The sequence below is a fragment of the Flavonifractor sp. AGMB03687 genome, assembly GCF_017811815.1.
Taxonomy (GTDB): domain Bacteria; phylum Bacillota; class Clostridia; order Oscillospirales; family Oscillospiraceae; genus Flavonifractor.
In genome coordinates, this window is sequence record NZ_JADKZI010000003.1 from 169418 (window position 1) to 193899 (window position 24482).

Consider the following 24482-nt stretch of genomic DNA (forward strand, 5'->3'; position numbering starts at 1 on the left):
ATCATTCACATCTGGAGGCTTATCCTATGGAAACCATTCTCCACCTGCTTCCTCTCACTCCCGGCGAACAGGACCGTTTCCGCACCGCCGCTCCCAACGAGGAACACCTCTTCCTCCCCACCAGTGACCGCCGTGGGGCGGCCGCCATCCCCCAGGACTGGCGGGAACGCACTACCATTCTCATGGGCTTTGTCCCCCCGGAAGATTTAAAGACCTTTCCCAACCTGAAGTGGGTCCAGAGCTGGAACGCCGGCGTGGACCCCTACCTGGCCCCCGGCGTACTGCGGGAAGGGGTAGTCCTCACCTGCGCTGCCGGAGCCTACGGCCCCGCCGTGTCCGAGCATATGCTGGCCATGCTGCTGGCTATCTACAAGCGGCTGCCCGCCTACCAGGATCAGCAGAACTCCCACACCTGGACCGACCTGGGCCACGTCCGCTCCCTACGGGGAGAAACCGTGCTCGTGGGAGGCACCGGCGATATCAGCCGCCACTTTGCCCGGCTGTGCCGGGCATTGGGAGCCAAAACCATTATCGGCCTCCACCGCTCCGATGCTCCCGTGGAGGACTTTGACCAAACCTTTCCCCTGTCCGCCATCGACAGCCTGTTGCCCCAGGCCGATGTGGTGGCCCTGGCCCTCCCCCACAACGAGGATACCACCGGTCTGCTGGACCGCCGCCGCCTGCTGCTGATGAAGCCGGATGCCGTGCTGCTCAATGCCGGTCGGGGTTCCGCCATTGACTGCGCCGCCCTGGCGGAGGTGCTGAACCAGGGTCATCTGCTGGGGGCCGGACTGGACGTCACCAATCCGGAGCCCCTCCCCCCGGATCATCCCCTCTGGGACGCTCCCGGCGCCCTCATCACCCCCCATACCGCTGGGGGCTACAACCACATGCAGGTCACCCTGGACCAGCTTCAGGCCCTGTTTCTGGACAACCTAAACCGCTATTTGTCGGGCCAGCCCCTCCGCAGCCGCATGCGATAAAGGCTCTGTTGACATACCTCGAGTTTCTAGGTATAATGTACCTAGAAACTCGAGGTATTGTTTTTTCACATGAAAGGAGGTTTCCCCATGAAGGCGGATAAATCCCTGCTGTCCGGCAGCACCACTCTGTTGGTGCTCTCCCTCCTGTCCAACGAGGACAAGTACGGCTACCAGATGATCGCCGAACTGGAGGCCAAAAGCGACAACACCTTTTCCATGAAGGAGGGCACCCTCTACCCCATTCTTCACACCCTGGAGAAGGAGGGGGCTGTGCAGTCCTACGAGAAGGAGGCCCCCACCGGCCGTACCCGTAAGTATTACCACATCACCAAGAAGGGTCTTCGCCTGCTGGACGAGAAGAAGAAGGAGTGGACCACCTTCTCCCAGGCTGTCAACGCCGTGCTGGCCGGGTCCGCCCCGGCCATGGCCTGATGGACGCCCCAGACACCTCCCGGCCCGCCATCGAAGCGTTCTGCAAAGTGGTGTGCGGCTTTGTCCGCTTCTGGCCGGACCACGCAGCCATCACCGCCGAGCTCACCGCCCACCTGGAGGACCATCGGGACGCCTTGCTGGACCTTCACCCCGATCTGACCCCGGAGGAAGCCGAGGAGGCAGCTGTCCAGGCCATGGGCGACCCAGAGGCGCTGGGCCGGGCCCTGAATGATAGCCACAGCCCTCGGTTTGGCTGGTTTCAGATTTTGTTTCGGGTATCGGTGCGGACCAGCCTGGTCCTTCTGCTGCTCTTCTGCTTCATGCCTATGGGCTTTGACGCCCTGGCCACATTACGGAACCCACCCCTTTACAACGACGGCACCAACGCCATTATAGAGGCCTACGACCAGACGGAAATACTGGCGGACTATCATCCGGAGGATGCCGTCTGCTATCTGGATCACTATACTTTCACGGTGGAGCGGGTACTGGTCACCCCTCGTCCCCACACTTTCACCGGAGAACCCACCCTTTGGGTGAGCATCCTGCTAAAGGCTGTCAACCTGGATCCCCGGCTGCGCCTACCCCGGGTCTACAACTGGCTGTGGACGGAAGATGACCTTGGCAACCGTTATCCCGGCATGTATCAGTACAAAACCGCACAAGTGCTTTACGATCTGTACCCGGAACAGGCCCCTACCCCTCAACTCTGTAACACCATGGGTGGCCCCTCTCTCATCACCCCATTCGTCACCTATTATGATTTAAACGTTATGGATGTGGACCCGGACGCCACACGGCTCACCCTCCGTTTCGACCGGTATGGGAGTGCCCAGCTCTCCTTCCCCCTGTCCCTGAAAGGAGGCGTGGAAAATGGCTAAAGGTCCTGCTACTCCCACCACCCGCCGTCAACGGCTGGCGGTGGATCTGCTGCTCTTTCTGGTGCTGCTGGCCCTGCTCGCCTTCCTCTTCCTGTCCAGTGAAAATCCCTATCTGACCGAAAAGCAGGCCCTGAAAGGCACACGGTCCGTCAGTCTCTACGGTCCCGGCAAAACCCTGGCCAGGGCTGAATACGACTCCCATATCGTCTATTTGCTCCGGGACGGCAACAGCTACGCCTTGTGCCGCCTGTCCCGCCCCGACCCGCTCTTCTGGTCCAATGGCTACCTGGAAGCCGTAATTAATGACCCGGACTACCCAATGATGCCTCTCATCAACGTCGATAGTCTGCTGGTCATCTGCAATGACCCGGAGATTGCCCAAGTGGAGCTGGTCTACTACATCTATGGCGGCGGCGAGGATGGCGGCTTTCACGTTCTGCGCCAGTCCGAGCCTCTGGTGGAAAACTGCTGGCTCTTTCCCTGCCATGGAAGTGTGGCCACCGGCACCATTGACGATGACGGTTTTCTGCTCCGCGGCTACGATGCCAATGGGACCCTGATCCATGAGACCGCTGTCCCGGAGGTATGGACCGATTTTTGGGATCTGACCATTCCCGAAGCGAGGTGATTCCATACCATGCCATCCCATCCCTTCGTCGTTTTCTGCGATCAGGTGTGCAAATCCATCCGCTGGCCACCTGCCCAGCGTCTGGCCCGGGAGGAGCTGACCGCCCACCTGGAGGACCATGCCGCCGCGCTGGAGGAACAGGGCGTCCCGCCTGAGGAGGCCGCCATTCAGGCCGTGGAGGCCATGGGTGACCCCAAGGAGATCGGCCAACAGCTGAACCGCTGCCACAGTCCGTTTATCCCAAGGCTGTCCCAATTCTTTGCCTATTGTGCCTGTGTCCTGTTCCTTTTCGGCTTTTGTATCGGTGTGCTCCATGGGACCGGATTGTTCCGGTATGATACCTTTTTGCTGCCCGCCTCCACCCTCCCCGGCTGGGACGATGGTGAACTGCTCTGTGAGGGAAGCGCTCAGGGCGGCGGCCATGTGGGTGGCTATGCCATCCAGGCAAAAGACGCCGCTCTGGTCAACCGCCCCAGCACCAAATACCGCCCCTCCAAACTGGAGATCCAGGCCGCTGTCACGGTCTCTCACTGGAAGCCCTGGCTGGACCACCTGACTACCTCCATCCCTGCCGTCTGGACGGATCCTCATGGGGCCTCCGGTACCGTCTCCTGTGTTTCGGTGGACTCCACCATCCTGGCTCAAAACTGGATCCTGTGCCTGGAAGAGCCCACCCCCGGCTGCCGTTGGTTTACCATCACCCTGGGCAGGCCAGGCGACCAGTGTATGTTAGAGATCACCCTGGATGAGGAGGTGCCCCCAGCATGAAGCACTTTCGCTATTACGTCCTGCCCCGCCTCCTGCTGGCCCTCAGCATCGTCGCCGCTCTGCTCTGTCTCTTCTTTCTGTGGCTCTCACTGGATGCCCCGCTTCCCTCCCCAGCCGCCATCTGTGCCCGAATGGACAAGGAAAACTACAGCTCCGGCGGAGAGATCGTGGCCTCCGGTCCCATCGATATGACCGAGGAAGGAATCATCATCAAAAGCGATTATACCGACCGGGACTGCTGGTGGTTCGTGCGCCGCAGCGGCAACCGGTTCCAGCTCCATCTCCTGGAGCGGATAGCCGGCTTCCTGTGGCGGCCATTGGACAGCCACGTTAACGAGCCTTATTATCAGCTCTCCTCCCAGGAGCAACCCATTGGATACACTTTTGACATTGTCCAAATGACCGCCGTCAACGTGCCGACAGGCATGGACGCCTCTAAGGTCATCCCAATCCTGTTCTGCGTCGACCCCTCCGTGGTGCGGGTGGAAGCTCAGCTTCTCTATCTGATGCCAAATGAGTGGGACGATCCTCAGGCCGCCATCGACAGCCGAGCCGTCTCTCCTGAATTCACGAAGGCAGGGGATGGAGTGTGGGTAGGTCCTTCTCCTTATGTTGTGGTCCCCTGGGCATACTCTTTCAACAGCGGCCATCTCGTTGCCTTCTGCCAGGGCTACGACGCCGCCGGCAATCTAGTCTGCTCCTACGATCCCACCGAACATCTGGAATGAGGTGATTCTTCCTTGTGCCAGCCCTTTGAACAATTTTGCAATCAGGTGTGCTCTGTGATCCGCCAGCCCCTGGCCAAGCGCCTGGCCAGGGAGGAACTCACCGCCCACTTGGAGGACCACGCCGCCGCGCTGGAGGAGCAGGGCATCCCGCCTAAGGAGGCCTCCATCCAGGCTGTGGAGGCCATGGGTGACCCCTACCAGATCGGCCGTCAGCTGGACCGCTGCCACAGTTCCCTGTTTCCCGGTCTGACCGCTCTGTTCACCGTGCTGGGGATCATGCTTCTTCTGGTCAGCACGGTAGCTAGCGGTCTGCACCACACCGGTCTCTTCGCCCATAGTTCTCTTCTCCCTCCTGTCTGTACCCTTCCTTTCCAGGAAAACGAAACTCTGGTGGTCTCCGGCTCAGTTTCCGGCGGCGGAACCATCGGCGGCTACAGAGTCGCCGCCAAAGACGCCGCTCTCGTCCGCACTCCGGATGATCCGGACGCCCCATCCCATCTGGAGCTTCAGGTCACCCTTTCCACTTCCCACTGGCAGCTGTGGCTGGACAACCTGGACCTGTATGAGGTACCGGGTACCTGGATCGACTCTACCGGAGCCACCGGTACCGCCACCTGCTACTCCTGGCTGGATTCTCCTCTGACCGGCACAGGGTATCTTAAGATCCAGGATCCCACCCCAGGTGCTCAGTGGTTCACCATTACATTGGGCCGTCCCGGCGACCAGATCATGCTCCGCATCGACCTGGAGGAGGAGGTGCCTGCGTCATGACCCATTTCCGTTATTATATCCTCCCCCGCATCCGCCGGGCTCTCAGCATCCTGCTGCTGTGCCTGGGGCTGCTCTCCGTATGGCTGGCCCTGGATACCCCCCTTCCCTCATCCGCCGCCGTGTGTGGGCGCCTGAATCAGGAGCATTATGTGACGGACAGCACCATCCTGGCCTCCGGTTCCATCCAATACCAAGAAATTCAGGGCGATTATGTACCCAAAAACACCTGGTGGTTTGTGGGACGCCAGGGGGACACCGTGCAATTCTATACCCTTCAAAAACTGGCCGGATCTCTGTGGCGGCCCACGCCCTCTACCCTGCCCTTTTGGCAGCTGGACCTCTCCCAAAACGGCGCTCCTATCTACTGCAATCTGTTCGGCTGCCGCCCCGGCTTTGACCTTAGCTACGAGGCCACTCCGGTGGTAATCTGTACCGACCCCAATGTGGTGCGGGTAGAAGCTCAGCTGATTTCTCTGGGTGACAGCGAACGCTCCAACCCCCAGGCCGCGATCAACAGCCATGGCGTCTCTCCCACCTTCACCCAGGTAGCCGACGGCGTATGGGTAGCCCCATCCACTTGGGTTCCCGGCCCACCCGAGGACAGCGGTTCTATCTGGCTGGCCTGGTGCCAGGGCTACGATGAAAACGGCAACCTGATCTGCCAGGATCAGCCCCGTCAGTAAATCTGCCAAAAGGCGGCCTGCATGATGCAGGCCGCCTTTTACTTCACCATCTTCTCCAGCTCTTCCCAGGTAGGCCCGATAGCTTCGATATCCCCCCAGGTGTCGAACTTCTCCTCCATCAGCGCCCAGGTGATGTACCAGTACACATACTCGATGCCCACATGGGCAGGGAGAATGCTCTCGATGATCTCCCGCATCTCCTCAAACCCGTCCGGGATACCGGGCACATCAGGGAAGCGCACCTCCACATGGCCCGGCTTCCCGGTCTCGCTGGCCACCGCGTTCAGTCCGCAGCCCTTCAAGTTGTCATTGATGGCCGCCAGGGTAAAGCTGTCCCCGCCGATGCGGAGCAGGGCGGCCAGCGCCGCCCGCCGCATCTCCAGATCGTCTGTCACCGGCCGCCGGACCAGCAGGCACTCGATGGCCTCCAGTCCCCGATCCTCCGCCGTGGAAATCAGCATCTCCCGCTGGATTTCCTCCAGCACCGCCTCTACGCCATCCAGAGCCTGGCCCTGAACCTCCAGCTCGGCGCCGTTGGCGGTACCCTCCAGCTCATAGACCCGCAGGGGCCGCAGCAATTCCTTTAGATATCCGGCGTAACCGCTCATGCGTCCCCTCCTGTCCGGGTGACCGACAGGGTCTTCAGCATGGGCAGCACATCGCTCTCCACCGTCACATCGGCGGCAGGGGCGGTAAGAACGTAGTTTTCCACCCCGTCCACCTCAAAGATCAGCTGGCCCAGCCTGGCCCGCAGGATGCTCTGCCCCAGCTGCCGCCCGTCAAACCAGCTGCGCACCGCCTGCTCCACCGCCTGCCGTACCGTCTCGCTATCCCGGTTGGTTGCCGTCTGGATCTGGATGGTCACATCCACATCCTGCACCTCCGGGGCCCGCACCAGCACATCCACGGCGATCTCCCGCCGCTCCTCAAAGTAGGCCCGCAATTCCTCCAGCAGCTCGCTGTCCGGCACACCTGCGGCGGTGGACACCACCACATCCACCGAGCCCACCCCTCTGGGGCGGGACACCACCGCGGCGGCCGCCACCTGGGGGAAGGACATAGCGCTCTGCTCATAAAAGGCGGCATTGGCTCCGTTTGGCATCCGCTGAAAGGTCTCCAGCACCCGCTCCCGCAGCTCCTCGTCGCTCTCCTCGTCCAATCCGCCGGAAAAGCCGTCCGGGTTGGTGCACCGGCTGACCCCCACCGGAGCCACCGCCATGGCCCGGATGGTCCCCGCCGCCACATTGCCCGACGCGCCGGGCTCCACCGCCGCAGCCGTGGTCTCCACCATGGTTTCCCCCGCCTGGAGCACCGCCTCCTGGGTGGTCTCAAACCGCACCAGCCCCGCCGTCATGCACACCGTGCCCGCCGGGATGGTCAAGTCGGTACTGGGGGCCTGATCGGTCTCAAAGCGCAGGATACCCTCCGCCGCCACCGCCGCCCGCCGCTCCAGTCCCCGCAGCTGGGCGTGCTTGTCCAGATAGTCCCCCTGGGCCGTTTGGGGAAAGCACTGCCGGTTCACCCAGTCCGTCTGAACATAGAGGGCGTAGATCTGGGCAGCCACGGCATAGAGCCGTACCGCCATATCTCCGTCCCCGGCCAGGGTGACGCCGGTCTCCTGCTGGAAGGCCTCCACCATCTGTCCATAGATTTCGTCTATCGTCATACCATCAGCTCCCTCCCGTCTCCACGGTCACCACCAGGGACTCGCCCTGCCAGTCCAGCGCCACCTCCATGGTGCCGTCCTCCTCCAGCGTTACCCCGGTGACCGTCAGATTGGGCTCGTCGGCCAGAGCCTGGGCCACGTACTGCCGGGCCAGCCCTTCCCGCTGAGAGGGACTGCTGCGGCCCAGCCGGTACAGCTCACTGCCCAGCTGGGGCAGGAAGGGAAAGCTGCCTCTTGGGATGGACAGCTTCCACAGTACCCGCTGCAGCAGCTCTTCCCCTCCCTGAGCCCGCCGGTAGCTCCCCTGGCCGTCGGGCAGATAGTCTCCGTCCCGTACCATCAGTTCCATCTGCTCATCACTCCGTCACCACTGTTTTGCCGTTGACCAGCACGGTCCCCTCCATGGAAATCACCCCCCGGCTCAGCCGGATAGAGGCGTTTTTGCTGTAGATGAGCACTTCGCCCTCTCCCAGCTCTTCCTCCGCCTCATTCCGCTTCCCCGCAATGCAGGGGGCTTCGCCGTCGCTGCCGGTCTTGATCACCAGCACCTGATCCTCCCGGGCGGGCCGCCAGAGGTACCCCCCCGGTCCGAAGACCGGCAGATCCCGACGCTCGCCGTCCAGACACACCCCCGCCGGGTCGCCCCCCAGGGTAACACTGCCGATCTGAGAGCCGTCTCCCGGCCTGCGCCGCTTGTGCTGCTCCGCCATCCACATGTTTGTTTCCTCCGTTCTATTTCAGGGCGTCGGGCAGACCCAGCACCAGCCGGGTGTAGGTTCCGTTTTCATCCATGCCGCTGACCGCCTCGGCCACCCGCCAGATCCCCCGGCTCACCGGCTTGGACAGCCGTACTTCCACCAGATCTCCCGGCCAGGCCAGAAAGGCCCCCGGCAGCTCCAGCTCCAGCTGCCGTAGCTCCTCCGCGGACCGCTCCAGCTGATAGCTGCCCGAGTAGCGCATAGCCTGATAGCTGCTCTTGCCCGGCATGGTCAGCACCCGGCGGCACCGTCCGCCCCGCCTGAGAAAATCTCCGTTGTCCACCGTCTGCACCGCGCCGGTGGTCTTGTCCCGCACCAGAATCTGAGACAGAACGCCGTACCGCTGGTCCCGCAGGGTGAGGGCGGTCACCGCCGCATCCTCCCCCAGCACCAGCCGTTTTCCTTCCTCCCAGGGGGTGGCCACCAGCCGCCCCAGCCGGTCGAACCGGGGCGTGATGCCGCCGTAGTACCGGCAAAACTCGTAGACCACCTGCCACTCGCTGCTGCCCACCGCCACCGAAAAGCCGGGTACGGCAGGCAGCCCGCTCCCCACAGTCTGTACCCCATAGGGAGCCACGTGGTCCCGCACGATATCCTGCCAAGTGGCCACCTGATAGTCCATGCCCAGCGCCTCGTTATCCAGCAGCCGGGCCGCCATGCTGCGGCCGGATACGGTAAGGAAGCCCCCCTTTCCGTCCCAGCCCCGCTCGCACTCGTCCACCACCCCGGTGAATACCGTCTCCCCCTGCTCCACGGCGGTAAAGGTCACCGCCTCCGCCAGAAGATCCTCCTCCGGCTCCCACAGGCAGGTGAGGGAGAAGCTGTCGCAAGGGGTCCCCCGTCCATACTGAAAGGCCCATTCAGTAACCTGAGGCAGGGTGATCTTCGTCCCGTCCCAGCATGTCAGTGTCCCCTCCATCACGCCACCCGCACTTTCTGTCCCGCATAGATCAGGTTGGGATTCTTGATCTGAGGATTGAGGGAAATCAGCTTGGTCAGCTCCACCCCATATCGCCGTGCGATCCCCCACAGGGTGTCTCCCCCCACCACGGTGTACCACTGACCTGTCCCGGTGCTCTCCTGGGTGCTCTCCCCACTGCCGGCATTGCTGCCGCCGGTGGTCACCGTGGTGCCGGTGCTGTGTCCGCCGTACTCCTCCCAGAAGGCAAAGGTGTACTTCACATAGTCCGCTCTGGGCTCCTGGCTGAGGGAGAGCTCCACAAAGTAGGCGTTGGCCGTCTGCCATACCGGGTGGACCAGCAGTCCCGGTCCCTCGTTGTAAAAGACGGTGGCAAGCTTTTTGAATTCGTCATAGGCCCCTTGGCCCACGAACTCCCCCTCCCCCCGCATGATGCGGTAGGAGGGTCCCAGGTCCTGCAAGCTGTAATGACCAAAGGGCACTTCTCTGGCCCCCACCTTCCGTTTGTAGGAAATGGTGTATACCCTGGGGTTGTGGGGCCACACATAATCCTTGTAGCGCATTGCCGCCAATCTCACAGCAGTTGAAACCCCCCGTCAAATCTTCGTGCGTCCCGCCGCACCAGCCGGTCCAGCCGCCGCAGCTCCAGCCGCCGGGCGCTCTGGTCCGCCGTCCCCGGCTCCAGAGTCACCACCTTGGGCTCCTGCTCCGGTTGGGGCAGCCCCTCCAGGCTGACCCGTACCGCCCGGTCCAGCCACCCTGCACCGCTGACCGCCGCTGATTGGCCGGATGCTTCTTCTCCGCCCACCGTGGAACTGCCCGCCCGGACAGACATTTCTTCCACCTGCCCGCCAAGCTGAATCTGCTCTGTGGGCTCTGCTGTCCGCAGGCCCGCCTGGACTGCCTCCAGTTCCCCCGCCGCCCAGCGGCGGGCCGTCCAGTCCAGGCTGTCTGGCCGGTCCGGCTCGGAAGCAGCTGCTTCTGTCTCATTGGCCGCCCGGGCCGCCTGCCGGGCCATCTGAGAAAGTCCATCTTTCCCAGCCGGCTCCCAGTCCTCTTCCGTCTCCTCTTCCCGCCGAGGGATGGGGACCCGTACCGCTCCGGTCTCCCAGGTCCCCGTCTCCGTCCGGTCCTTCTCTTCCTCCCGCTGCTCCTCCAGCAGCAGCGCCAGATAATCGGTCATACCTGTTCCCCCCTCATCAGCCGCTCAAACCGCTCCTGATCGAAGGAGGCGTTCTGGCTCCCTGCGGTCTCCCCCGCCGGCGCGCCGCACACCGGGCACCGCTCCTCCTCTGCTTTCTGCCGGCAGGAGGGGCATAGCTGGTCCAGCAGCTCCTCCCGGTCCAGCATCAGGTTGAGGGCGCACCACAGGTAGTCTCTGGCCTTCATGTCCTTGGCCCGCGCTTCCGTGGGGAGCGCCCCAAAGGTCTTGAGCACACGCCAGCGAAGGCGCTCATAAGGCGTGTGCTCCAGGCTTTTTTTATGGCCCGGACCGCCTCCTCCCCATCCTCGGGGGATGGATTCTCCGCCCGGTCCAGCTTGTCCCACTGTTTGGCCAGCCGGGCCACCTCCCGGGCGCTGAGGTGCTCCAGCACCTCCCGCCCGGAGGCAAAGACCGGTTCACCTTTTTCCTCCAGTGCCCGGGCCAGCAGGCAGGCGTTGGCGCACAGGGCCCGCTCACCGTCGCCCTGGGCCAGTTCCTCCGCCTCCCGCCGGGCCTCCAGCACCTCCTGGGCGGAGAGGAGCCGCAGCTGGGTGCCGTCCTCCAGCGTCAGCCGGTCTCTCCGGCTCAACAGCGATTCCATATCCCTCTCCCCTTATACCGCGGTCTCGATGCGCTTGGTAGCCACCACCGTGATCTTCTCCACCACCATGGCCCCCAGCGCACCGGTCTCGCCGATGGAGCTCCACTGGCAGCCGGAATAGATGATCTTCCGGTCCGGCTTGCAGATGACCAGACTGAAGTCGGTCAGGTCGTGGAAGTTAATGCCGTCCCGAATGGCCTCGTCGGTGGCGTACAGCCGGGTCAGCTCAATGACATGGCTGCGGGGACCGGGGATGGTAGCCACCGGCTCGTCCTCGCCAAAGGCCTCCACATTCTGGCTGGACCGGGTGGTCTTGGCGGTGTAGCTCTGCACCACCGCCACCTTTTTCCCCTCGATCTCCAGATAGATGTCACTGCTGGTGGGAAATCCCGAAACAAGCATGCTCTCCCCTCCTTATACCGTAATGTGGGCGCTGAGCCAGATCTGGTTGAGGCCGTGGGCCACCGTGAAGGTGAAGTCCACCAGACAGACGGTGGGATTCTCCTCGTCGGCCTGCACCGTCACCTGGTCGTAGCCGGTGATGATCTCCCGGCTCAGCTTGTTCTCCAGCTCCAGCACCACCTGGGAGCGGATGGCCCCCCGGGTCTGTTCCGTGTTCTTGGTTCTGCGGAACCGGGCCCGCAGGGAGTTGCGGATGGTGGGGATCACATCGTCCACAATGCGGATGGTGGTCAGCTCCCGCCAGGTGGCGTCCTCCGCCTCGCCGGTCTTGGTGCGGGTGGTCACGCCCCGCACCACGCTGACCACGCCCCCCACATTCTCCAGGGGGGTGACGCCGCCCCGCACCAGGGTGTCGATCTCAGTGTCGGCGTACCGGGCCTCCAGGCCGTCCAGGCCCTTCAGTTCCGCACCGCCCAGGGGCACGGCGGGGTCACTCTCCGCCGCAATAGCTCCGGCCACGGCAGCAGCGGCCAGACCGGTGCCGTCGCCAGGGGCAATGAGCACCACCCGCTCGCTGTTGATCTCCCCCGCCCGCTGGACCAGGGCCTCCACATTTTCACCCTCAGCGCCGCCTACCACCGCAATGCGCTCCCGCCGGGCCTCGGAGGCCTCGCATACGCTCTGCCGCAGAGCCTGCTGCACCGTCAGTTCGGTACTGTCGCACACCACGATAGAGATATCCTCCTCCGCCGCCAGCAGGTCAAAGGCCGCCTGATAGTCCTCCTGGCCGCCCACCGGCACCGCCAACACCTTGGCCGCGCCGTTGCGGAACAGCACCTGGACCAGCTTGGTCAGGTTCTCCCCGTCGCCAAACCGGGTGGCTCCGTCCTCATAGCGGTTGAGGGTAACCAGCTTCCCGGTCTCTCCCTCGGTCAGTACGCCTACCAGGCCCACCGTCCGGCCACTGCCGCTGCCGCTGATTACGGTGGAGGCGTCATAGCTGGAGTACACCCCCGGCCGTTCATGGATCGTCATACTCAAATCCGGCTCTCTCCTCTCACAATAAAGTCCAGGAAGGTGCCGCCCTCGTCGGCCACCGCATACAGGTAGCCCTGGCATACCGCCTCCACCTTCCGGTGGTAGAGGCCGGCCCCCTGGTCAAATTCCGTCTCTCCGCAGGAGAGCTCCTGCAAGCTGAGCCCGGGCGGACCCTCCCGCCGCAGGGCCTCCGCCATGCGGTCGAAGGCCTCCTGGATGCCCGCCGCGCCGCAGCCCTGGGGGGCGTACAGGTCCAGCCCGAAGGTCAGTGTGATCTTCCTGCCATATAACTCCTGCCACTGGCCGCTCTCCTGGTCATACCGTTCGCCCAGGTAATCCCGGAACCCCTCCGGACCTCCCTGGCAGGCCCGGAGGGACACGGCAGCCACCGCCCCGCCTCTCCGGACCCGTCCCATCTCCGGGTAGGCGCACTGGGCGTCAATGCCCTGCCCCTGCAGATAGTCCGCCATCCGCTCCCGGATCGTTCCAAAGTCCATTGCTCTCCCCCGCTTCCCGTCTCTGTTTCCCTTTCTCTGGCGTAGGGGCCGATGCCCTCATCGGCCCGTTCCTTCCCCGTAGGGGCGACCTTCATGGTCGCCCGCAAAACCGTACCGGCTTACGCCTGCTCTCTCACCGCCAGCAGCCCCCACCAGTACACCAGTTCCTCCCCCAGGTACACCGGCTGGGCGCTGCGGACGGTAAAGGTCTCACCGCCCCAGGCAATGTACCCGTCCCCCAGCTGGTCCAGGGTCATGTCCGGCCCGCCCAGGCAGATCCACCGGTCCCGGCGCACCAGCCCCAGGGGGGTGGGCAGCTGCTGAAAGAAATCCGCGCTCTGCTCCATCACCGGCTGGAGGAAGGCCCGGCACACCGTGCCTTCCTCCCCATCCTGCCGGTAGAGGGTGATGTTCTGACCATATTTGGACAAAATCTGCTGCCACTGACCGGTCATCCCTCCACCCCCTGAAAGAGGAACCCCCGATCCTTCAGATAGGGCCCCAGCACGGTCTCCGCCTGGAGGCGGAGGGCGGCGGCCCGCTCCCGGCCCTGACCACTCTCCTCCTCCCGGATGGTGACGCTTCCGGCGGTAAAGGAGGATACGCCGCCGTATTGTCCTCCCGCCAGGCCGGACAGGGCCAGCCAGGCGCAGCCCAGCACAAAGGCGGGGCCGCAGTCCTCCGGACTTACCCCATCCCGCAGGCGGCCGGTCATCTCGGCCTCCGCCGCCCGGCACAGGGCCTCCAGGGCCGCCTGCTGGCCGTCGCTCACCGTGCCCAGACTCTGGGCCATGGCCATGATTTCCTCCATCATTTCAGCTTCAGCACCTTTGCCGCATCGGTAAACAGCTTGGCAAAGCCGGAGATGGAAGTGATGGCAGCCCGCTCCAACTGGCGGTCGATGAGCTTGTCATACTCCACCATCACGTCGGAACCCTGCACCATCTCCAGGGCGTAGTTCTTGTCCAGACCGATGAGCTTGCCGCTCTCCAGGGCGGAGGTGCGCAGCAGGGTGGCGCCCAGGGGGGTGGCCAGCTTGCCGGTACCCTGGAAATTGAGACCGGTGAGGGGATTCTGGAACTCATCCATCTTGAGCATCTGGCGCATCATGTCGCCGGACACCAGCAGAGTATTCATCTCGTAGGGCTCAAACTGGGCCCAGAAGTCCACCAGATCGTCGTAGGTCAGGCTGCCGGCAGCGCCGCCGATGGGGTCGGTGCCCACGGTAAACTCCTGAGCGGGGTTCTCGTTGCCGTCGCCGTTGAGCAGCACGTCAATGGCGTCCTCCAGATGCATCCGGTTGATGTGGGCGCCGATCTGCCGCAGGGTAACGGAGAACAGATCCAGCTTCTGATAGCGGATGGCCTCGTAGGAGGCCACCAGCATCCGGCCCCGCTTGTGGAGCTTCACCAGGTTCTCCTGGGTCTTCACCTCCGTCTGGGGGATGGCAGCGCCCTCCTCCACCCGGCGCAGAGCCTTCTGGTCGTCCTCCGGCACAGAGGCGATGGAGCGGTAGTCCATGCCGTCAAACCGGGTGACGGCTGCGGTAATGTGGGGCAGCAGGTCAGCCTCCTCCATGCCCTGGCGCACAGATCGGGCGATGTACTCGGGGAAGAGCACGGCGGACTGGCTGGTGGAGAAGAACTTTTCCACCACGTCGCTGCCGGCGCCCTTCACCTTGATGTCGAAGCGCTTGAGCTGGCGCTGATAGGCGTCCAGGCCCTCCAGGGCCGTGCCCTTGTACTGCTCAGAGGGGTCCTCACGCTCCAGCACCTGGGTAAAGGTGCGGCCCGCCTCGTTGTACATACCCTTTTCCAGTCTCAGATTGTCAAAGCGATAGCTCATATTCCCATCCTCCCTTTCTTACAGACAGATCACGGCGGCGTCCGTCTCCACCCGCACTACCAGGTACTCGGTACCGGCAGAGGTGTCCAGCTTCATGCCGCCGGTACCGTCGGCGGACAGCTTGCACCAGCCGTGGGTAATGCTGCCGCCGCTGGTGGGTACCTTGACCAAGCCGCCCAGCTGCACAGCGGCGTAGCCGTCCTCCGCGGACAGAGCCACCCCGCAGATCTTCTCCCCGGCGGAGCAGGAGCCCACTGTGCCGTCCGCGGTCACCTTCACCGCCTGACCGGCAACCACACCCTCGCCGCAGATAAAGGTGGCCACCACTTCGCCGATGCCCTCAAAAGAAATCTTGCTGCTCATCTCATCTTCTCCCTTCTTTATTCCGCACTTTTCTCGCGGGGCGCGCCGCCCCTGAATACGCTCAGATCAAAAAAGCCCCATCTCTGCTCTCGGTCGGAATGGGCTGCTCCCAGGCGGGCAGCTGGGTCTCCACGCCCCAGGCCTTGTCCACCTGCACCTCAAAGGCCTTCTTCAAAGCGTCCAGTTCAGGCTCCTCCAACCGCTGCACGATGCTTTTCAGGGTAGCCTGCTCCAGGGCCAGACCGGCCACGCCGCCCAGGCGCACCACCTCGTCCTTCAGCTGCTGCAAGTACTTGCGTCCCAGGGCAGCCTCCCGCTCCAGCTGTGCCATGTCCATTCTCATGCTCTTCATCACCCCCGCGTTTTTCTGGGCCGGCACCGCCACAAAGGACCACTCGTAGGCGTCGGTGGCGTGGACCAGATCGGCCCAGCACAGCTTCCCGCCGTACTCCCGGCCCTTCTCATGGGCGCACCGGCTCCGGTCATGGATGTTCTCCCCGCAGATGGAGCACCGGGCCTCCTCCACCGCGCAGCCCACGCTCACCTCCTTTTTGATGCCGCCCTCGATCTCGGCGATCAGGTCCTTGTTGCCCTCGGTGCGCAGCATGTAGGCGTAGCCCTTCAGGTAACACAGGGGATCCCCCGCCGCCGTGAGGACACTCTCATCCCGCACCAGCTCGGTGCGATAGATGCGGGCGGTCTGTCCGGCGGCGCTCCACTGGTGGTCAAAGATGCCGCTCTTTCCCACAAAGAGGGGGGCCAGTTCCTCCAGGGTCTCCGCCGGGAACCGCTCCCCGTCCCGGTCCACCTCGTTGTCGCACAGCCGCACGGCGAAGGTGTAGACCTCCTCCCCGGTCAGCTTCTTGCGGCTCATGGCGTTGATGAGCCCCAGCTCGGTCTGGTCCAGGGCGTTACCCTGGTCCACCCCCGCCTGCTTGTTGATGTTCATCCCGTCTCTCCCTTCTCTCTGGCTTCATTGTCCATCTCCACCGTTCTGGCCTGCTGCCGGTAGAGCTCCGCCCTGGCCTCCTCCACCAGGTCCTGGAGATTCACGTCCTCCCAATCCACATTTACCTTGGGCCGGTAGCCGTGAAGCCGGAGCCACAGTTCGCAGATCCGCTCCACCACCGGCTCCAGGCTCCGGCGGATGGCGGTGATCTCACTGGTCATCATGTCGGCCTGCTGGGTGCTCATCCGCTCGGTGGAGGACCAGGACAGGCCCAGCAGGAAGGGCGGGATGCCGGTGCGGGCCACCAGCTGCTCCAGGATCTGCCGCACCGGCACCTCGCTGTCCAACACCTGGTTGTCCGCCCCAATGACCTTGATGTCCACATCGCCCACCGCCACAAAGTCCCGGACGCTGCCGTTCTTGCCCGCCTGCATAGCGGCGGACCACTCCCGGGCGATCTGGCGGCTGCGCTCCTGTACCATGCTCTGGTCCAGAGGACTGTCCCCCGGCTTGTACACTACTGCGAAGCGCACGTTGCCCATTCGCTCCCAGTTCATGCCCATGGCCTGGTAGATTTTCAGCAGAATTTCTGTGAGAAAGGGCATGGACCGCAGCATGCTCACCCCGTAGGGACTGTCGGTCTCAGGCTGGAAGGGGGTGAAGAGAAGCAGTTCCTGCCGGGGCAGCTGCCGCATCCTTCCGTCCTCGCCCCGCCCCCAGATGGCAAACTCCATGGGGGTGGCCCCTTCTTTGATCTCGATATCGGCCACATTGCCGCACAGCAGGGCGGCGATGTTCTGCCGCCTCCGGTCAGGGACGATCTCGCCCACCGCCCGGCCACAGGTCAGCATGGAGTCCAGATAGCAGTCCAGGAAGGACTGGATGCCCCGCTGGCCCCGACCGGTGTCCACGTGCTGGAGGAACCAGTCCAGCTCCCTCTGGGCCCGCCCGTCCTCGCACTGGACCACCACCCCGCCCGCCAGGCGGATCAGCTTCCAGATGGCGGCATCCACAATGGGTACCGCCTCCCGGATGCTGCGGTAGAGGTCGATCTCCCCGTGCCGCAGGGGCACGTAGCCGTCCAGCATGCCGAAGGGGTGCCTGCCCCCCTCCCGGATCTGGACGGCCAGTCCGCCGCCCGGCTCCTTTTTCTTATGGAACAGTCCCATAACCACACTCCTTTTCCCATTAAAACCGTCCCCGCTCCACCCACAGGCCGCCGAAATAGTCACTCTCTTCCCCTGCCGCCACCGTTGCGGCAAAGTACCGGATGTCGTCCATGGCATGGTCGTGAATTTTCTGCACCTTGTCCCCCACCGCCTTCTCGTCCCAGCGGTAGAGGGAAAACTCCCGGATGGCGTCGGTGCAGGGTGCGCAGATCACCAGCTTTCCCTGCCGCAGCAGCTCAGCGGTGGTGCGGATGCCGGCCAGCACGTCGTTATCCGCTTTCTCCACCCGCCATCCCTTCCGGCGCAGCAGCTCGATGAAGCTGGCAGCGGAGGGGTCCACCACCACCCGCTGAATGGGCCGGCCCGCCGCCAGCCGCTCCAGGGCCTCGGCGTACTCGCCGTCGGTCTTCTGCCGTCCCTCCAGCCGGGAATCATAGTAGTACTCCCGTACCCGGTACCACACCCCGTCCCGCAGGCCCCACAGGCCGAAGGAGGCGGGATTCACCGTGCCGTAATCGCAGGAGATGCACCACTGCTCCATCTCTCCCTCCGGTACCGGCCGCACCCAGTTCTCGTCGAAGAAGTCGTAGACCCGTCCCTCCGCCGCCACCCACTCTCCCAGCACGAACCGCCGGTAAAAGCTGCCGCTGAAATTGCGGGTGTACCGCCGGATCACCTGGGGCGAGAGGGCGGGGTTGTCCTGCATGGTGAAGTGGAGGTAGAGGGCGTTGCGCTCCTCACTCTTCTGGATCCACTCCTTGTAGAACCAGTGCTCCGGCCCCTCCGGGTTGCAGGAGAACCACATCCGGCTTCCCTCCACCGAGCATCGGGCGCAGGCCTGTTCCACAAAGGACCGGGGCATCAGGGCCACCTCGTCCAGCAGCACCCCCGCCAGGGTGATGCCCTGGATAAGGGCGGCGCTGCCCTCGTCCTTGCCTCCGAAGAGATAGAAGGTGTTCTCCCGCCCGCCGAAGCGGACGGTAAGCAGATTTTTGGACACCTTCTCCTCCCATTGGAAGCCCAGTTCCTTCAGCACCGGCAGCAAAGAGCCCAGCAGATTGCGCCGCAGTCCCGTGACCGTCTTGCCGCACAGGCCGAAGGCCTGCCCCTGGAAGGTCCGCATGGCCCAGCAGAAGAAGGACAGCCCCATGCACATGGTCTTGCCGCTGCGCACCGCCCCGTCGCAGATCAGTGCCTCCCGATCCCGTACCGCCGGGTCGCACCACCAGGTCAGCACCTGCTTCTGTTTGGGGGAAAAGCTGCGAAACCTCATGTCTCCTCCTGTTCTCCCGTTTGCTTCTCCCAAGCTCTAAAGAATTCTGCCGCCTGCTGTTCCTCCTGCTCAGCTGACAGTTCCGCCAATAGCCTGAAAACCTCCAAGCGGTCTACCAGTTGGATTTCTACACTGCCCTTTTCGTTGCGTTTGACGGCTGCGAGAGCGGTCAAATCCAGTTTATCAATCCAATCAGCCCTCTCATCCCGGTAAAAGACCAGCTTGATTGCATCATTGACCCTGCACCGGGCCAACTTTTCCAACTGCTTTAAAAGCCTGCTCCGTTCCTTGTCCACCAAACTCCCTCCTCTACCCTTGGTGTTCCAGGGCCAAAAGTTGGATGTTTTCGTACACCGAAGGCGAAAAAAAGTCAAAAAAATTTTGGGACTGCCCCGGTTACCCGGTAGCAGTCCCAAATATCGGACTATTATTCTGTTAATTTCTGTCTGCTCAGTCGTCCCAATCGGCGTCCCAGTCGATGATCACGCCGGTAACCGCGTTGATGTCGCACTCATACTCCATGTTGCCGCTGCGCATCTCGATTTCGTACACATACCGGCCGTCGTCCCGGTCCAGCTTGCACTTGACCACCGTAGCGCCGGAGGGAGCCTTGGCCAGGGCGATCTGCTTGGCCTTGGCCTCACCAATCAGGCCATCCTGGGTAGCGGTACCGCTGCTGCCGTTGCCCTTCAGGGAGAAGTCATCCCACTCCCGGTCGTAGGACAGCACCGCGCCGCTTACCGCGTCGATGTCGTAGTCATACTCGGTGTTGCCGGCGTAGAACTCCACCTCATAGTGCACCTTGCCGTCGTCCCAGTCCAGACCGGCCTTGACAAAGATGGCGTCGCTGGCGTTGACGCCGGCGTGCTTGAGAGCCGCGCTCTTGGCCTGTTCTGCGGTAATATAGTTGGAGGCGCCGGGGGTGGAGGCCACATACTGATCCTGCGTGGTCAGCACGGCGGTGTAGGTGGCGGAATCGTAGTCCACCTTCAGACCGGCGGCCTCGCAGATGGCCCGCACAGGAGCGTAGGTGGTGCCGTCGTAGGAGAAGAGGGGCACCTCCTTGCCGTCCGCATCCTTGGGGGTAAAATTGGCGCCGTTCAGGGTGACCCGAATGTCATCTTCAACCTTGATGGTGCGGGTGGCCGCCAGAGCGGTCACGCTCAGACCCACCACCAGCGTAACAGCCAGAGCACCTGCGAAGAAACCTTTTCCAAACCCTCTTTTCATGATGAAAACTCCTTTACAATCAAATTTGATATCGTTTATTCCGGGGCCTCGCCGCCCCGTCTGCCTATACAATGGTGCAGCCCGCCCAAATATTGCACAGAATCTGAACGTTTTTTATTTTTTATTTTCCCGCGAAAAAATCTTGACTTTTTCCAAATATCTTATATAATGATAGGGCTTGTTTGTGACAAGCCATCCTTGCTCCCGCAAAGGGCGGGGGCCATATGTCCATAAGGAGGTGCAAAGAAAATGGCAAAACTCAGCGGTAACTACGAGGTGGTCTACATCCTCAATCCCAACCTGGGTGAGGAGGCCACTGCTGCCATGGTGGAGAAGTTCAAGACTCTGGTGGAGCAGAACGGCACCCTGGCTGAGGTTGACGAGTGGGGCAAGCGCCACCTGGCCTATCCCATCAACGACCTGACTGAGGGCTACTACGTGCTGATGACTTTCAAGTCCAAGCCCGAGTTCCCCCGCGAGCTGGATCGTATCCTGCGGATCACTGACGGCGTGATGCGTTCCCTCATCGTCTGCAAGGACGAGTAAGAGAGGAGAAGCTCCATGCTGAACCGTATTATTCTCATGGGTCGTCTGACCCGTGACCCCGAGCTCCGGCACACCCAGACCGGGACGGCTGTTGCCTCCTTCTCTCTGGCTGTCGACCGGGATTTCAAGGACAGAACCACCGGCGAAAAGTCCACCGACTTCATTGATGTCGTGGCTTGGCGCCAGACGGCGGAATTTGTCTCCCGTTTCTTCACCAAGGGCCGCATGGCCGTGGTAGAGGGCCGGCTCCAGCTGCGTGACTGGACCGACCGGGACGGCAACAAGCGCCGCTCTGCCGAGGTGGTTGCCGACAACGTGTATTTTGGCGACTCCAAGCGGGACGCTGAGGGCGGCGGCTATGGCGCTCCCTCCGGCGGTTACGGCGCGCCCGGCGGCTATGCGCCTCCCGCGGCCCCTGCCAGCGGCGGCTATTCCGCCCCTGCCGGCGGCGACCAGTTTGCCGAACTCACCGAGGACGACGGCGAGCTGCCCTTCTAAACCGAACACAGCGGCGGACGCCGCATCATAAAACAAGCCGGACTATAGGCCCGGAAAAAGGGAGGTTTTCCAGTTATGGCTATGGATAGAGAGCGCCCCCGCGGCCGCAAGCGCCGCAAGGTCTGCACCTTCTGTGTGGACAAGGTGGAACACATCGACTATAAGGACGCCGTGAAGCTGCGTCGGTTCCTGTCCGAGCGGAGCAAGATCCTGCCCCGCCGCACCACCGGCACCTGCGCCATGCATCAGCGTCAGCTCACCGAGGCCATCAAGCGTGCTCGTCAGATCGCGCTGCTGCCCTTCGTGACCGACTAATTGCGTCTTTTCAAAAGCCGGGCCTTTGGCCCGGCTTTTTCTTTTTGTGCCGGCCCCTGACGGGCCCTCCTCCCTTCGAAACACCTTGACAGTCCGTCCCGGTTGTCATAGAATATTCCCGATGCAAACATCCCGGTGTTTTGTCAAAACCGGAGGTATTACATACAAATCAGACGAAGGAGAACAGACCTGTGATTGAATTAAAACACATCTCCAAGGTCTTTCCCACGGCGGACGGGGACTTTGAAGCCCTGTCGGATATCAACCTGACCATCGGGGACGGGGATATCTTTGGTATCGTCGGCATGAGCGGCGCGGGCAAATCCACCCTGGTGCGCTGCATCAACCTGCTGGAGCGGCCCACCCGAGGAGAGGTCCTGATTGACGGGGAGAACCTGATGGAGCTCTCTCCCGCCCGGCTGCGCCAGACCCGCCGTTCCATCAGCATGATCTTCCAGCAGTTCAACCTGCTGATGCAGCGGACCTGCCTGAAGAATATCTGCTTCCCCATGGAGATCGCCGGCGTTCCCGCCGCCGAGGCCAAGAAGCGCGCCCTGGAGTACCTGGATATCGTGGGCCTGCCCGATAAGGCCAATGCCTACCCCGCCCAGCTCTCCGGCGGTCAGAAGCAGCGTATCGCCATCGCCCGCGCCCTGGCCTCCAACCCCAAGGTGCTGCTGTGCGACGAGGCCACCTCTGCTCTGGACCCCACCACCACCCGCTCCATCCTGAAGCTGATCCAGGACATCAATAAGCGCCTGGGCATCACCGTGGTGGTCATCACCCATGAGATGGCGGTGGTGGAGGAGATCTGCACCCATGTGGCCATCCTGGACCACGGCCATATGGTGGAGACCGGCACCGTGGAGGAGGTCTTCTCCAACCCCAAGACCGAGGCCGGCCGCAAGCTGGTCTTCCCCGAGGGTGCCCATATCGACCAGTTCCCCGTGGCCAACGTGGTGCGGGTGGTGTTCAACGGCGGCTCCTCCTACGAGCCTCTCATCGCCTCCCTGGCCATCGACTGCGGCGTGAAGGTCAACATCCTGGGTGCCGATACCCGCAACGTAAACGGCAAGGCCTTCGGCTCCATGCTGCTGGGCCTGCCCGAGGACAAGAACGAGGCCGCCAAGGCCATGAGCTATCTGCGCGCCCAGAAGGACGTCACTGTGGAGGAGGTGCCCGATTACCATGGCTGATCTGCTGCAAAATGAAGAGGTCCTCCGCCTGCTGGAGATGAGTAAGGACGGCCTGCTCTTTGCCATCTGGGAGACCCTGTATCTGACGGTGATCTCCACCTTCTTCTCCTATGTCATCGGCCTGCCCCTGGGCGTCATCACCGTGGTGGGTGAGCGCGGCGGCGTGCTGCCTCTGCCCCGCCCCGTTATGGCGGTGCTGAACTTCGTCATCAATATCCTGCGTTCGGTGCCCTTCCTGATCCTGATGGTGGTGGTCATTCCCCTGTCCCGGCTGATCCTGGGTACCTCCATCGGTACCGTGGCCACCATCGTACCCCTCATTGTGGCCGCCTTCCCCTTCGTGGCCCGTCTGGTGGAGTCCTCCCTCCGTGAGGTGGACAGCGGCGTAGTGGAAGCCGCCCAGTCCATGGGCTGCTCCCCCTTCCAGATCATCACCAAGGTGATGATCCCCGAGAGCCGTCCTTCTCTGATCTCCGGCTTTACCACCGCCTTCATCACCATCCTCAGCTACGGCGCCATGGCCGGTGCCATCGGCGGCGGCGGTCTGGGCTCCATGGCCCTCAACCTGGGCTACCAGCGCCGCATGACCATCATCCTGTGGGTGTCGGTGATCACCCTGGTCATCCTAGTGCAGATCTTCCAGTCCATCGGTACCCGCGCCTCCGTCCGGCTGGATAAGCGGATCCGCAGCACCGACCGGAAGAAGAAGGTCAAATCCAACCGTGCCGAGAAATCCGGCATCCAATAATCGCCTGTCTTGGACGGGGTGTGCAAACTAAACGGTCTGCACACCCCGTTCTTTTGTCAAATCTGACCACTTGACGAATAGGTGAGGGAGGCATATACTAAATGCAACCCAAAGGGAACTGAATAACGCCCCTCAAACGCAATGAAGAGAAGAGTAACCAGAAAGATACGGCACAGAGAGCCCGGTATGGTGGGAACGGGTACGGAAGGTTTTGGTGAAGATGGTCTCGGAGCGGCGCACCGACTACCGCAAGGTATAGGCTGCGACGGGTGCGCCCGTCAACGCGCAGGAGTATGGCTGTACTCCATAAGGCCCCTGTCGTGAGGCAGTGGTGAAACAAGGTGGTACCACGAAGCGGAAAGCTCTCGTCCTTGAAATTGTTTCAAGGGCGTTTTTTTGTGCTCCGATTTGGGGAACACCTGTCAAAATGAAAAGGAGAAATGTATCATGAAGAAGCTTGTCTCTCTGCTCCTGACCGGCGCTCTGTCCTTCGGCCTGCTGGCCGGCTGCGGCGGCGGCAACACCGGCACCGCCAACACCCCCGCCGGTAACTCCGAGACCCCCGCGGTGGAGAACACCACCTCTCTGGAGGGCACCACCATCAAGGTGGGCGCTTCCCCCGCTCCCCACGCTGAGATCCTGGAGGTGGCCAAGGAGATCCTGGCCGAGCAGGGCATCACCCTGGAGATCGTGGAGTTCAACGACTACATTCAGCCCAACACCGCCGTGGAGAATGAGGAGCTGGACGCCAACTACTTCCAGCACATCACCTACATGAACGACTTCAACGAGAGCGACGGCACCCACCTGGTCAGCGCCGCCGAGATCCACTACGAGCCCTTCGGCCTGTACGCCGGCAAGACCGCCAGCCTGGATGAGCTGGCCGACGGTGCCCAGATCGCCGTGCCCAACGACGCCACCAACGAGGGCCGCGCTCTGCTGCTGCTCCAGCAGGAGGGCCTGATCACCCTGAAGGAGGGTGCCGGCCTCACCGCCACCAAGGCTGACATCGCCGAGAACCCCAAGAACCTGGAGATCGTTGAGCTGGAGGCCAGCCAGCTGCCCGTCCGTCTGGGCGATGTGGACATGGCCGTTATCAACGGCAACTACGCCATCGACGCCGGTCTGAAGGTTTCCGACGCTCTGGCCGTTGAGGCTTCCGACGGCGAGGCTGCCCAGGCCTACGTCAACGTCCTGGCCGTCAAGGAGGGCCACGAGAACGATCCCGCCATCCAGGCTCTGGTTGCCGCTCTGAAGAGCGACAAGGTCAAGACCTTCATGGAGGAGACCTACGAGGGCGCCGTCGTCCCCATGTTCTAAGATCAACTCCCAGCACACCAAAAGGCCCGCCATCCGGCGGGCCTTTTTGATTCTGAAAAAATAGTTTCCCC

General features: G+C 62.8%; 35 protein-coding genes and 1 other annotated feature. Of the genes, 14 read left to right on the plus strand and 21 right to left on the minus strand.

Annotation, left to right across the window (positions count from 1 at the left end):
• The first annotated feature begins 26 nt into the window (after positions 1-26).
• The 8 genes from J9789_RS07180 (at position 27) to J9789_RS07215 (ending at position 5874) form a co-directional block, all read left to right on the plus strand.
• Positions 27-983: a D-2-hydroxyacid dehydrogenase gene (locus tag J9789_RS07180; RefSeq protein ID WP_209344032.1), complete on the plus strand. Its 957-nt coding sequence runs from the start codon at positions 27-29 to the stop codon at positions 981-983.
• 87 nt (positions 984-1070) lie between these two features.
• The gene (locus J9789_RS07185; RefSeq protein ID WP_209344034.1) at positions 1071-1415 is read left to right on the plus strand and encodes a PadR family transcriptional regulator; all 345 of its coding nucleotides are present in this window, start codon (positions 1071-1073) and stop codon (positions 1413-1415) included.
• Complete coding sequence (locus J9789_RS07190) at positions 1352-2296, plus strand: permease prefix domain 1-containing protein (protein WP_209344035.1); 945 nt, start codon at positions 1352-1354, stop codon at positions 2294-2296. The genes J9789_RS07185 and J9789_RS07190 overlap by 64 nt, the downstream gene beginning before the upstream one ends.
• The gene (locus tag J9789_RS07195) at positions 2289-2924 is read left to right on the plus strand and encodes a DUF5044 domain-containing protein (protein WP_209344037.1); all 636 of its coding nucleotides are present in this window, start codon (positions 2289-2291) and stop codon (positions 2922-2924) included. The genes J9789_RS07190 and J9789_RS07195 overlap by 8 nt, the downstream gene beginning before the upstream one ends.
• A gap of 9 nt (positions 2925-2933) precedes the next feature.
• Entirely contained in the window at positions 2934-3692 is a 759-nt protein-coding gene (locus J9789_RS07200) for a permease prefix domain 1-containing protein (protein WP_209344039.1), read from the plus strand.
• Positions 3689-4420, plus strand: a complete 732-nt coding sequence (locus J9789_RS07205) for a hypothetical protein (protein WP_209344041.1) — start codon at positions 3689-3691, stop codon at positions 4418-4420. Before J9789_RS07200 ends, J9789_RS07205 begins: the two co-directional genes overlap by 4 nt.
• A gap of 54 nt (positions 4421-4474) precedes the next feature.
• Positions 4475-5191, plus strand: a complete 717-nt coding sequence (locus J9789_RS07210; protein WP_209344043.1) for a permease prefix domain 1-containing protein — start codon at positions 4475-4477, stop codon at positions 5189-5191.
• Positions 5188-5874, plus strand: a complete 687-nt coding sequence (locus tag J9789_RS07215; protein ID WP_209344045.1) for a hypothetical protein — start codon at positions 5188-5190, stop codon at positions 5872-5874. The genes J9789_RS07210 and J9789_RS07215 overlap by 4 nt, the downstream gene beginning before the upstream one ends.
• 38 nt (positions 5875-5912) lie before the next feature.
• Here the strand turns inward: J9789_RS07215 and J9789_RS07220 are convergent, their stop codons facing one another.
• From J9789_RS07220 to J9789_RS07320, 21 genes are all read right to left on the minus strand, one after another.
• Complete coding sequence (locus J9789_RS07220) at positions 5913-6482, minus strand: DUF2313 domain-containing protein (RefSeq protein WP_209344047.1); 570 nt, start codon at positions 6480-6482, stop codon at positions 5913-5915.
• Positions 6479-7540: a baseplate J/gp47 family protein gene (locus J9789_RS07225; RefSeq protein ID WP_209344050.1), complete on the minus strand. Its 1062-nt coding sequence runs from the start codon at positions 7538-7540 to the stop codon at positions 6479-6481. The genes J9789_RS07220 and J9789_RS07225 overlap by 4 nt, the downstream gene beginning before the upstream one ends.
• A 4-nt stretch (positions 7541-7544) precedes the next feature.
• A complete protein-coding gene (locus J9789_RS07230; RefSeq protein WP_209344053.1) occupies positions 7545-7889 on the minus strand; it encodes a hypothetical protein in 345 nt (114 codons plus the stop codon).
• A 7-nt stretch (positions 7890-7896) separates the two neighbouring features.
• Positions 7897-8256, minus strand: a complete 360-nt coding sequence (locus J9789_RS07235; protein ID WP_209344054.1) for a hypothetical protein — start codon at positions 8254-8256, stop codon at positions 7897-7899.
• Positions 8257-8272: 16 nt separating this feature from the next.
• The gene (locus J9789_RS07240) at positions 8273-9217 is read right to left on the minus strand and encodes a hypothetical protein (RefSeq protein ID WP_209344056.1); all 945 of its coding nucleotides are present in this window, start codon (positions 9215-9217) and stop codon (positions 8273-8275) included.
• Complete coding sequence (locus J9789_RS07245; protein ID WP_348633652.1) at positions 9217-9795, minus strand: LysM peptidoglycan-binding domain-containing protein; 579 nt, start codon at positions 9793-9795, stop codon at positions 9217-9219. Before J9789_RS07245 ends, J9789_RS07240 begins: the two co-directional genes overlap by 1 nt.
• Positions 9792-10400 carry a hypothetical protein gene (locus tag J9789_RS07250; RefSeq protein ID WP_209344058.1) on the minus strand — a complete coding sequence of 203 codons (609 nt, stop codon included), beginning with the start codon at positions 10398-10400 and terminating at the stop codon, positions 9792-9794. Before J9789_RS07250 ends, J9789_RS07245 begins: the two co-directional genes overlap by 4 nt.
• On the minus strand, positions 10397-10606 hold the full coding sequence (locus tag J9789_RS07255; protein ID WP_209344060.1) for a molybdopterin oxidoreductase: 210 nt from the start codon (positions 10604-10606) through the stop codon (positions 10397-10399). Before J9789_RS07255 ends, J9789_RS07250 begins: the two co-directional genes overlap by 4 nt.
• On the minus strand, positions 10603-11022 hold the full coding sequence (locus J9789_RS07260) for a hypothetical protein (protein ID WP_245185143.1): 420 nt from the start codon (positions 11020-11022) through the stop codon (positions 10603-10605). Before J9789_RS07260 ends, J9789_RS07255 begins: the two co-directional genes overlap by 4 nt.
• 12 nt (positions 11023-11034) lie before the next feature.
• Complete coding sequence (locus tag J9789_RS07265; protein WP_209344062.1) at positions 11035-11424, minus strand: hypothetical protein; 390 nt, start codon at positions 11422-11424, stop codon at positions 11035-11037.
• A gap of 12 nt (positions 11425-11436) precedes the next feature.
• Entirely contained in the window at positions 11437-12459 is a 1023-nt protein-coding gene (locus J9789_RS07270) for a phage tail sheath C-terminal domain-containing protein (protein ID WP_245185163.1), read from the minus strand.
• 2 nt (positions 12460-12461) lie between these two features.
• Entirely contained in the window at positions 12462-12959 is a 498-nt protein-coding gene (locus J9789_RS07275) for a hypothetical protein (RefSeq protein ID WP_209344067.1), read from the minus strand.
• Between the two features lie 119 nt (positions 12960-13078).
• Entirely contained in the window at positions 13079-13414 is a 336-nt protein-coding gene (locus J9789_RS07280) for a hypothetical protein (protein ID WP_209344069.1), read from the minus strand.
• Positions 13411-13773 (minus strand): hypothetical protein, encoded by a 363-nt coding sequence (locus tag J9789_RS07285; RefSeq protein ID WP_209344071.1) that lies wholly within the window; start codon positions 13771-13773, stop codon positions 13411-13413. The genes J9789_RS07280 and J9789_RS07285 overlap by 4 nt, the downstream gene beginning before the upstream one ends.
• Positions 13770-14804, minus strand: coding sequence for a phage major capsid protein (locus J9789_RS07290; protein ID WP_209344073.1), 1035 nt, complete (start codon positions 14802-14804; stop codon positions 13770-13772). Before J9789_RS07290 ends, J9789_RS07285 begins: the two co-directional genes overlap by 4 nt.
• Before the next feature lie 18 nt (positions 14805-14822).
• The gene (locus J9789_RS07295; RefSeq protein ID WP_209344075.1) at positions 14823-15167 is read right to left on the minus strand and encodes a hypothetical protein; all 345 of its coding nucleotides are present in this window, start codon (positions 15165-15167) and stop codon (positions 14823-14825) included.
• Between the two features lie 61 nt (positions 15168-15228).
• On the minus strand, positions 15229-16116 hold the full coding sequence (locus J9789_RS07300) for a hypothetical protein (RefSeq protein ID WP_209344077.1): 888 nt from the start codon (positions 16114-16116) through the stop codon (positions 15229-15231).
• Positions 16113-17285 carry a phage portal protein gene (locus tag J9789_RS07305; protein ID WP_209344079.1) on the minus strand — a complete coding sequence of 391 codons (1173 nt, stop codon included), beginning with the start codon at positions 17283-17285 and terminating at the stop codon, positions 16113-16115. Before J9789_RS07305 ends, J9789_RS07300 begins: the two co-directional genes overlap by 4 nt.
• Before the next feature lie 19 nt (positions 17286-17304).
• Entirely contained in the window at positions 17305-18558 is a 1254-nt protein-coding gene (locus J9789_RS07310; protein ID WP_209344081.1) for a PBSX family phage terminase large subunit, read from the minus strand.
• Positions 18555-18854 (minus strand): XRE family transcriptional regulator, encoded by a 300-nt coding sequence (locus tag J9789_RS07315; protein ID WP_209344083.1) that lies wholly within the window; start codon positions 18852-18854, stop codon positions 18555-18557. Before J9789_RS07315 ends, J9789_RS07310 begins: the two co-directional genes overlap by 4 nt.
• A 154-nt stretch (positions 18855-19008) precedes the next feature.
• A complete protein-coding gene (locus J9789_RS07320; RefSeq protein WP_245185144.1) occupies positions 19009-19788 on the minus strand; it encodes a PepSY domain-containing protein in 780 nt (259 codons plus the stop codon).
• A 249-nt stretch (positions 19789-20037) separates the two neighbouring features.
• Here J9789_RS07320 and rpsF point away from each other — a divergent pair, with 249 nt between their 5' ends.
• The 6 genes from rpsF (at position 20038) to J9789_RS07350 (ending at position 24411) form a co-directional block, all read left to right on the plus strand.
• Positions 20038-20334, plus strand: a complete 297-nt coding sequence (gene rpsF, locus J9789_RS07325; RefSeq protein WP_209344085.1) for a 30S ribosomal protein S6 — start codon at positions 20038-20040, stop codon at positions 20332-20334.
• Positions 20335-20349: 15 nt separating this feature from the next.
• Entirely contained in the window at positions 20350-20832 is a 483-nt protein-coding gene (locus J9789_RS07330; protein WP_209344087.1) for a single-stranded DNA-binding protein, read from the plus strand.
• A 75-nt stretch (positions 20833-20907) separates the two neighbouring features.
• Entirely contained in the window at positions 20908-21147 is a 240-nt protein-coding gene (gene rpsR, locus J9789_RS07335; RefSeq protein ID WP_007490771.1) for a 30S ribosomal protein S18, read from the plus strand.
• Positions 21148-21338: 191 nt separating this feature from the next.
• Positions 21339-22343 (plus strand): ATP-binding cassette domain-containing protein, encoded by a 1005-nt coding sequence (locus J9789_RS07340; RefSeq protein ID WP_209344089.1) that lies wholly within the window; start codon positions 21339-21341, stop codon positions 22341-22343.
• Positions 22344-22380: 37 nt separating this feature from the next.
• Entirely contained in the window at positions 22381-23091 is a 711-nt protein-coding gene (locus J9789_RS07345; protein WP_245185165.1) for a methionine ABC transporter permease, read from the plus strand.
• 132 nt (positions 23092-23223) lie between these two features.
• Positions 23224-23467 (plus strand) — a binding site (T-box leader).
• Positions 23468-23538: 71 nt separating this feature from the next.
• The gene (locus J9789_RS07350; RefSeq protein WP_209344093.1) at positions 23539-24411 is read left to right on the plus strand and encodes a MetQ/NlpA family ABC transporter substrate-binding protein; all 873 of its coding nucleotides are present in this window, start codon (positions 23539-23541) and stop codon (positions 24409-24411) included.
• Positions 24412-24482: the final 71 nt, after the last annotated feature.

What these genes read in the sequence shown, in the direction of transcription:
- J9789_RS07250 (WP_209344058.1), bottom strand. Translation starts at nt 10,400, where the DNA reads ATGACCGATTATCTGGCGCTGCTGCTGGAGGAGCAGCGGGAGGAAGAG.
- J9789_RS07205 (WP_209344041.1), top strand. Translation starts at nt 3,689, where the DNA reads ATGAAGCACTTTCGCTATTACGTCCTGCCCCGCCTCCTGCTGGCCCTC.
- J9789_RS07280 (WP_209344069.1), bottom strand. Translation starts at nt 13,414, where the DNA reads ATGACCGGTCAGTGGCAGCAGATTTTGTCCAAATATGGTCAGAACATC.
- J9789_RS07185 (WP_209344034.1), top strand. Translation starts at nt 1,071, where the DNA reads ATGAAGGCGGATAAATCCCTGCTGTCCGGCAGCACCACTCTGTTGGTG.
- J9789_RS07255 (WP_209344060.1), bottom strand. Translation starts at nt 10,606, where the DNA reads ATGAAGGCCAGAGACTACCTGTGGTGCGCCCTCAACCTGATGCTGGAC.
- J9789_RS07235 (WP_209344054.1), bottom strand. Translation starts at nt 8,256, where the DNA reads ATGTGGATGGCGGAGCAGCACAAGCGGCGCAGGCCGGGAGACGGCTCT.
- J9789_RS07230 (WP_209344053.1), bottom strand. Translation starts at nt 7,889, where the DNA reads ATGGAACTGATGGTACGGGACGGAGACTATCTGCCCGACGGCCAGGGG.
- J9789_RS07350 (WP_209344093.1), top strand. Translation starts at nt 23,539, where the DNA reads ATGAAGAAGCTTGTCTCTCTGCTCCTGACCGGCGCTCTGTCCTTCGGC.
- J9789_RS07330 (WP_209344087.1), top strand. Translation starts at nt 20,350, where the DNA reads ATGCTGAACCGTATTATTCTCATGGGTCGTCTGACCCGTGACCCCGAG.
- J9789_RS07215 (WP_209344045.1), top strand. Translation starts at nt 5,188, where the DNA reads ATGACCCATTTCCGTTATTATATCCTCCCCCGCATCCGCCGGGCTCTC.
- J9789_RS07300 (WP_209344077.1), bottom strand. Translation starts at nt 16,116, where the DNA reads ATGAACATCAACAAGCAGGCGGGGGTGGACCAGGGTAACGCCCTGGAC.
- rpsR (WP_007490771.1), top strand. Translation starts at nt 20,908, where the DNA reads ATGGCTATGGATAGAGAGCGCCCCCGCGGCCGCAAGCGCCGCAAGGTC.
- J9789_RS07320 (WP_245185144.1), bottom strand. Translation starts at nt 19,788, where the DNA reads ATGAAAAGAGGGTTTGGAAAAGGTTTCTTCGCAGGTGCTCTGGCTGTT.
- J9789_RS07285 (WP_209344071.1), bottom strand. Translation starts at nt 13,773, where the DNA reads ATGATGGAGGAAATCATGGCCATGGCCCAGAGTCTGGGCACGGTGAGC.
- J9789_RS07265 (WP_209344062.1), bottom strand. Translation starts at nt 11,424, where the DNA reads ATGCTTGTTTCGGGATTTCCCACCAGCAGTGACATCTATCTGGAGATC.
- J9789_RS07295 (WP_209344075.1), bottom strand. Translation starts at nt 15,167, where the DNA reads ATGAGCAGCAAGATTTCTTTTGAGGGCATCGGCGAAGTGGTGGCCACC.
- J9789_RS07200 (WP_209344039.1), top strand. Translation starts at nt 2,934, where the DNA reads ATGCCATCCCATCCCTTCGTCGTTTTCTGCGATCAGGTGTGCAAATCC.
- J9789_RS07220 (WP_209344047.1), bottom strand. Translation starts at nt 6,482, where the DNA reads ATGAGCGGTTACGCCGGATATCTAAAGGAATTGCTGCGGCCCCTGCGG.
- J9789_RS07270 (WP_245185163.1), bottom strand. Translation starts at nt 12,459, where the DNA reads ATGACGATCCATGAACGGCCGGGGGTGTACTCCAGCTATGACGCCTCC.
- J9789_RS07310 (WP_209344081.1), bottom strand. Translation starts at nt 18,558, where the DNA reads ATGAGGTTTCGCAGCTTTTCCCCCAAACAGAAGCAGGTGCTGACCTGG.
- J9789_RS07225 (WP_209344050.1), bottom strand. Translation starts at nt 7,540, where the DNA reads ATGACGATAGACGAAATCTATGGACAGATGGTGGAGGCCTTCCAGCAG.
- rpsF (WP_209344085.1), top strand. Translation starts at nt 20,038, where the DNA reads ATGGCAAAACTCAGCGGTAACTACGAGGTGGTCTACATCCTCAATCCC.
- J9789_RS07195 (WP_209344037.1), top strand. Translation starts at nt 2,289, where the DNA reads ATGGCTAAAGGTCCTGCTACTCCCACCACCCGCCGTCAACGGCTGGCG.
- J9789_RS07290 (WP_209344073.1), bottom strand. Translation starts at nt 14,804, where the DNA reads ATGAGCTATCGCTTTGACAATCTGAGACTGGAAAAGGGTATGTACAAC.
- J9789_RS07260 (WP_245185143.1), bottom strand. Translation starts at nt 11,022, where the DNA reads ATGGAATCGCTGTTGAGCCGGAGAGACCGGCTGACGCTGGAGGACGGC.
- J9789_RS07305 (WP_209344079.1), bottom strand. Translation starts at nt 17,285, where the DNA reads ATGGGACTGTTCCATAAGAAAAAGGAGCCGGGCGGCGGACTGGCCGTC.
- J9789_RS07240 (WP_209344056.1), bottom strand. Translation starts at nt 9,217, where the DNA reads ATGGAGGGGACACTGACATGCTGGGACGGGACGAAGATCACCCTGCCT.
- J9789_RS07180 (WP_209344032.1), top strand. Translation starts at nt 27, where the DNA reads ATGGAAACCATTCTCCACCTGCTTCCTCTCACTCCCGGCGAACAGGAC.
- J9789_RS07275 (WP_209344067.1), bottom strand. Translation starts at nt 12,959, where the DNA reads ATGGACTTTGGAACGATCCGGGAGCGGATGGCGGACTATCTGCAGGGG.
- J9789_RS07345 (WP_245185165.1), top strand. Translation starts at nt 22,381, where the DNA reads ATGAGTAAGGACGGCCTGCTCTTTGCCATCTGGGAGACCCTGTATCTG.